5 protein-coding genes are annotated in these 4,097 nt (G+C 63.9%); 1 reads left to right on the top strand and 4 read right to left on the bottom strand.

The genetic code is table 11. The features are described from left to right. Positions 1–99: 99 nt before the first annotated feature. Both ACK1U9_RS05760 and yedA read right to left on the bottom strand, forming a co-directional pair. A complete protein-coding gene (locus ACK1U9_RS05760; protein ID WP_135002030.1) occupies positions 100–1,431 on the bottom strand; it encodes a DEAD/DEAH box helicase in 1,332 nt (443 codons plus the stop codon). Positions 1,432–1,487: 56 nt separating this feature from the next. Continuing rightward, entirely contained in the window at positions 1,488–2,408 is a 921-nt protein-coding gene (gene yedA / locus ACK1U9_RS05755; RefSeq protein ID WP_025340737.1) for a drug/metabolite exporter YedA, read from the bottom strand. 154 nt (positions 2,409–2,562) lie between these two features. Between yedA and ACK1U9_RS05750 the strand changes: the two genes are divergently transcribed. Continuing rightward, a complete protein-coding gene (locus tag ACK1U9_RS05750) occupies positions 2,563–3,012 on the top strand; it encodes an Lrp/AsnC family transcriptional regulator (RefSeq protein ID WP_013974322.1) in 450 nt (149 codons plus the stop codon). On the opposite strand, the gene ACK1U9_RS05745 is transcribed toward ACK1U9_RS05750, so the two are convergent. Then, positions 3,009–3,614, bottom strand: coding sequence for a 3'-5' exonuclease (locus tag ACK1U9_RS05745; protein WP_046613161.1), 606 nt, complete (start codon positions 3,612–3,614; stop codon positions 3,009–3,011). The genes ACK1U9_RS05750 and ACK1U9_RS05745 overlap by 4 nt on opposite strands. Before the next feature lie 8 nt (positions 3,615–3,622). Next, on the bottom strand, positions 3,623–4,097 hold a 475-nt coding region (locus ACK1U9_RS05740), incomplete at its 5' end, for a LabA-like NYN domain-containing protein (RefSeq protein ID WP_449109754.1).

The following is a 4,097-nucleotide window of genomic DNA, read 5'->3' as shown; positions in this document are numbered from 1 at the left end:
GGAGCGGGCGTGCCCGCGAACACGGGCGAAGCCCGTGCCATCCACCGCGGTGCCTGCTTCGCGGGCACGCCCGCTCCCACAGGGCCAAGCTTCCCCAGGCTACGGCTTACGCTTGCGCGCCCCACCATTGAAACTAGGCACCTTGCGCACCGCCTTCACCGCCGGCTCGGCACTACCTGATTCAGCGCTGTCCATCCAGCGCCCCAACCCGCGCTTGGCGCTGTTTTCCTTCGGCTTCTTGGGCTTCTTCGGCTTCTTGATCACCTGGCCACTGGCGTCGGTCATCGGCACCCGGTGGTCAGGGATGAAGTCTGGCTCTTCATGACGCGGCAGGGTCTGCCGGGTCAGCACTTCGATTGCCGCCAGCAGCTGTACTTCATCGGCACACACCAGCGAGATCGCCTCGCCCTTGTTGCCCGCCCGCCCGGTACGCCCGATGCGGTGCACGTAATCCTCGGCAACGATCGGCAGGTCAAGGTTGACCACCAGCGGCAGGTCATCGATATCCAGGCCGCGGGCCGCCACATCGGTCGCCACAAGCACCTGGATTTCGCGGGCCTTGAAGCTGTCCAGCGCGCGCTGGCGGGTAGCTTGCGGGCGGTCACCGTGGATGCCGTCGGCATTCACACCCTCGGCCAGCAAACGCTCTACCAGTTGATCGACGCCGTTGCGGGTCTTGGCGAACACCAGCACCTGCTTCCAGCGCTGCTTGCGCAGCAGGTGGCAGAACAGGTCCACCTTGCGTTTTTTATCCACAGGCACCAGCCACTGCTTGACGCTGGTGGCCGTGGCATTGCGAGGGCTGACTTCGATGCTCAGCGGGTCATTCAGGGCCAGCCCCGCCAGCATGCGGATCTGGTCGGAGAAAGTGGCAGAGAACAGCAACGTCTGGCGCTTGCGTGGCAGCGCGGCGTACACCGACTGCAGTTCTTCGGCAAAGCCCAGGTCGAGCATGCGGTCGGCTTCGTCCAGCACCAGGGTCTGCACCTGATTGAACTTCACGGCGTTCTGCCGGAACAGATCGAGCAAGCGCCCCGGGGTGGCCACCAGCAGGTCGACACCACGGCGCAGGCGCATCATCTGCGGGTTGATGCTGACCCCGCCATACACCGCGTAGGTGCTCAGCGGCAGGTTCTCGGCATACTCGCGCACATTGTTGTGCACCTGCTCGGCCAGCTCACGAGTGGGCACCAGCACCAGTGCGCGGATCGAGTTGCTGGCCACCTTCTCGCCTTCCAGCGCCAGGCGCTGAAGCACAGGCAGGGCAAAGCCCGCGGTCTTGCCGGTGCCGGTCTGGGCCGCGGCCATCAGATCGCGGCCGGCCAGCACGGCGGGGATGGCCTTGGCCTGCACCGGGGTCGGGGTGGTGTAGTCCAGTTTCTGCAGGGTGCGCAGCAGCGGTTCGATCAGGCCGAGTTTGGCGAAATTCATGGCAATACCGTCAGGGGGGTTCAGCGAAGGCGGCAAGTTTACCGCATCACCCCTGCCTACTTGCAGATTTCGCCTTTCAATGGCTGCGCCGGCTCTGGTGCCTTGCGCCACTGCGGTAGGCCGATCAGCACCACTGCGCCGATGATCACCGCCATGGCCACACATTCTTCTGCACCAATCTGCTCACCGGCAAAGACGATACCCAGCAGAACGGCCACTGCCGGGTTGACGTAGGCATAGCTGGTGGCAGCTGCCGGGCGCACGTGCTTGAGCAGGTACATGTAGGCACTGAACGCCAGGATCGAACCGAAGAATACCAGGTAGGCCAGTGCCCCCCAGCCGGCAGCGGTCGGCATCTGCGTCATGCGCTCGCCAGACAGCACGCTGCCGAGCAGCAGCACGGCGCCACCGACCAGCATTTCCGCAGCGCTGGCCATAGGCCCCTGAGGCAGCGGCAAGGTCTTGCTCCAAACCGAGCCGAATGCCCACGACGCTGCCGCAAAGATGATCAGCGCCGCGCCAATCGGGCTTGCCTGCAGGTTGGAGCCCAGGTTCAGCAGGCCGATACCCACCAACCCGAGGGCTATCCCCGCCCACTCCAGCTTCGAATTGCGGTGCCCGAACAGCAGGCCGAACAGCAAGGTGAACAGCGGCACGGTCGCCACCGCCAGCGCCGCCACGCCCGAGGCCACGCCGGCATGCTCGGCCACGGTCACGCCACCGTTGCCACAGCTGAGCAGCAGGAAACCGATCGCCCCCGCAGCCCGCCACTGCGGCCAGGTCGGTGCCGGTACACCGCGCCAGCGCAAGAAACCATACAGCAGGCCCCCGGCAATCAGGAAGCGCACCCCGGCCATGAGCATCGGTGGCCAGCTCTCGACGCCAATGCGAATGAACAGGTAGGTAGAGCCCCAGACCAGGTACAAGGCCAGGAAAGCGCCAATGAGCAACAACGGGAAGCGACGGGAGGCAGGCATGGGAAACACTCGAAATCCGTTTACGGGTGGCTTAGTTTAGAAAGGCCACTGTGTAAACTTAAGTTACAAAGCAGCTTTAAATGACCCGAACACTTTGCATTGCATGGTTATTCGGATGCTTTTCAATCGAATCGAAACCAGGCAGGGAAATTCCATGGACAAGTACGACCGCATGCTGCTCGCCGCCCTGCTCGACAACGGCCGCGCCACCTTCGCCCAACTGGCGCGCCAGGTGAACCTGTCGGCGCCGGCGGTGGCCGAGCGGGTGGCCAAGCTCGAGGCCAGCGGAGTAATCACCGGCTACCAGGCCAAGGTCGACATGAGCAAGATTGGCCTGCCGATCCAGTGCGTGATCGAACTGCGCCTGGCCAGCCACGGCAACCAGCAGGCCTACGAAGCGTTGACCCAGATACCCCAATTGACCGAATGCCATCGGGTAACCGGCGACCCCTGCGTCATCATGCAGGCAGCGGTGGGTTCGATGCCGGAGCTGGAAGAACTGATCAACCGGGTCGCGCAATTCGGCTTCAGCAAGACCTCGATCATTCTCTCCAGCGCAGTGGAGCGACGGGTGCCGCTGGGGCAACTGGAGAAGAAGCCCTAACAGAACCTGGCCAGGGTTTCACGAACCTTCGCGGCAGGTGTTTTCTGCAGGCGGCAGAGCAGGTCGTGCGAGAGTTGCTGTACACCATGGCCCTGGCGCAGCACGCCAGCCAGGTGTTGCAGCAGGTTGGCGGCCATTTCGGCATCGGCCATGGCCCGGTGCGCGGTACCGGTATCCGGCAGCCCGGCCCAGCGGGTCAAGGTGCCCAGCTTGTGGTTCGGCGCCGCCGGCAACAAGCGCCGTGACAGCAGCAAGGAGCAGGCGAAGGCCTGGGTGCGGCTACGGCCGATGCGGCCCAGTTCGTAGTCCCAGAACTTCTGGTCGAAGGCGGCATTGTGTGCCAGCAGCGGGGTGCCACCAACGAACTCGGCCACTTCGTTCATCACCTTCTCCACCGGCGGCGCACTGCGCAGCATGGCGGTGGTGATGCCAGTGAGCCCGGCGACGAAGGCCGGTACCGGCACACCCGCGTTCATCAGGCTCTGGTAGCGCTCGACGATGCGCCCGCCCTCCAGCATCACCACCGCCACCTCAGTGGCGCGGCAGCCGGCGCCGGGGCTGATGCCGGTAGTTTCAAAGTCGATGACAGCGATACGTTCCATGAAAAATCTCAGTGTTTTAGCAACAGCGCACCCTCGATGGGCACATAGCGGGTGGCGGCACGAATCAGCGAGAGTGCGGTAAGCCCGGGCACACCATACACCACTGCTTCGGTGCCATGGCGCTGTCTCACCCGCTCCAGCAGCAGATCGAAATCGCCATCGCCAGAGGCCAGTACCACTTGGTCGACGCGGCTGGCGGCGTCGATCACATCCAGGGTAATGCCCACATCCCAATCACCTTTGGCCGAGCCATCGCTGCGCTGGATGAAGGGCTTTAGGCGCACATCGAAACCGAGGTTGCGCAGGATCTGCTGGAACTGCTGTTGTTTGCTGTCGCCACGGTCGATGGCATAGGCCACGGCCTCGACGATCTGGCCTTCGCGGCTGACGTCGGCCCACAGGGCGGTGTAGTTGAAATGGCAGCCGTGGGCCTGGCGCACGGTGTAATAGAGGTTCTGCACATCGGCGAACAACGCGATCTTT

The sequence above is a fragment of the Pseudomonas sp. XP1 genome (assembly GCF_053557675.1).
Note: the sequence above shows the minus strand (reverse complement) of the source record. Positions and strands in the feature narration are given on the sequence as shown.